Origin of the sequence: Gluconacetobacter tumulicola (assembly GCF_014174215.1) — a bacterium.
Taxonomy (GTDB): Bacteria; Pseudomonadota; Alphaproteobacteria; order Acetobacterales; family Acetobacteraceae; genus Gluconacetobacter; species Gluconacetobacter tumulicola.
Genome location: NZ_JABEQL010000068.1, coordinates 1 through 1,225, shown reverse-complemented (window position 1 = coordinate 1,225; position 1,225 = coordinate 1). Strand labels below are relative to the sequence as shown.

1 protein-coding gene is annotated in these 1,225 nt (G+C 68.1%); it reads left to right on the top strand.

Annotated elements, in window-relative coordinates:
• The first annotated feature begins 76 nt into the window (after positions 1-76).
• Entirely contained in the window at positions 77-1,138 is a 1,062-nt protein-coding gene (locus HLH29_RS19255; RefSeq protein ID WP_182968980.1) for an IS110 family RNA-guided transposase, read from the top strand.
• Positions 1,139-1,225: the final 87 nt, after the last annotated feature.

Below are 1,225 nucleotides of genomic sequence, written 5' to 3'. Positions count from 1 at the left end.
GTGTTGGGGTGGACGGCCCCCACGGCATCATGTGCCAAGGTTCAGGGGGTCATCACACTGAACCCAGGAGCCGCCCATGAGCGAGTTTAAACGCATTGCCATCGACACGTCGAAGTCTGTTTTCACCCTGCATGGCGTGGGTGCAGACGAACGCCCCCTGCTCAGGAAGACGCTGTCACGAAGCGCCCTGCTGCCCTTTCTCTCCCGGCTGGCGCCGACCGAGATTGCTCTTGAAGCCTGCGGCAGCGCCCATCACTGGGCCCGGCAGGTGCAGGCTCTGGGCCATGCTCCCCGGCTGATCCCGCCGCAATACGTCAAGCCATTCGTCAAACGCGGCAAGAATGACCGCAACGATGCCGAAGCGATCAGCGAAGCCGCTTCCCGACCCGGCATGCGCTCGGTGCCGGTGAAGACCACCGAACGCCAGGCCCAGACCTGCACGCTGGGGGTGCGCGACCTGCTGGTCCGCCAGCGTACGCAGCTCGTCAACGCGCTCCGCGGCCACGCCGCCGAGTTCGGCGCGGTTGCCCCCAGGAGCGTGGCCGGCCTCGCCACCCTCAAGACCGCCTTGCGCGACACGGACCTGCCCGCCGAAGCCCGCGAGACATTCGATTTCCTGATCCGGCAGATCGAACGTCTCGATCAGGAGATCAAGATCCTCGATGCCCGCCTGACAGCCCAGCACAAGGCCAACCCCGTCACCCGGATGCTGGCGGGCATCCCGGGCATCGGCCCGATCGGTGCCCTGACCCTGGCCGCGCGCGTCGATCCTGCCCAGTTCGCCTCCGGCCGCCATCTCGCCGCCTGGATCGGTCTGACGCCGCAGGAGCATTCGACCGGCGGCCGTCAGCAAATGGGCGGGATCAGCCGGGCGGGCGACGAGCGGCTGCGACAGCTGCTCGTGCTGGGGGCAACCTCGGTGATCCGCCACGTCGTGGCGCGGCAGGCCGCAGCAGCGGCCGGCAAATCCGTGCCCCCCGGGCCGCTCGGGGCTGCCCTCGAGGCCTGGCTGGTCTCATTGCTGGAGCGTCGGCCGCGCAAGCTGTGCGCCGTCGCCCTGGCCAACAAGATGGCCCGTATCGCATGGGCCATGATGACGAGCGGGGAACAGTACCGCCGGCGCACCGCCGCAGCCTGAACCCCCTCGTGCCACGGAGGGCGAGAGAGCTCACCTGATAGATGATGATCGGTCGATCCGACGATCCGGAACACTCCGTGATGCTCA

Bases quoted from the DNA above. Each gene is read 5' to 3' on its own strand.
- HLH29_RS19255 (WP_182968980.1), top strand. From the start codon at position 77: ATGAGCGAGTTTAAACGCATTGCCATCGACACGTCGAAGTCTGTTTTC.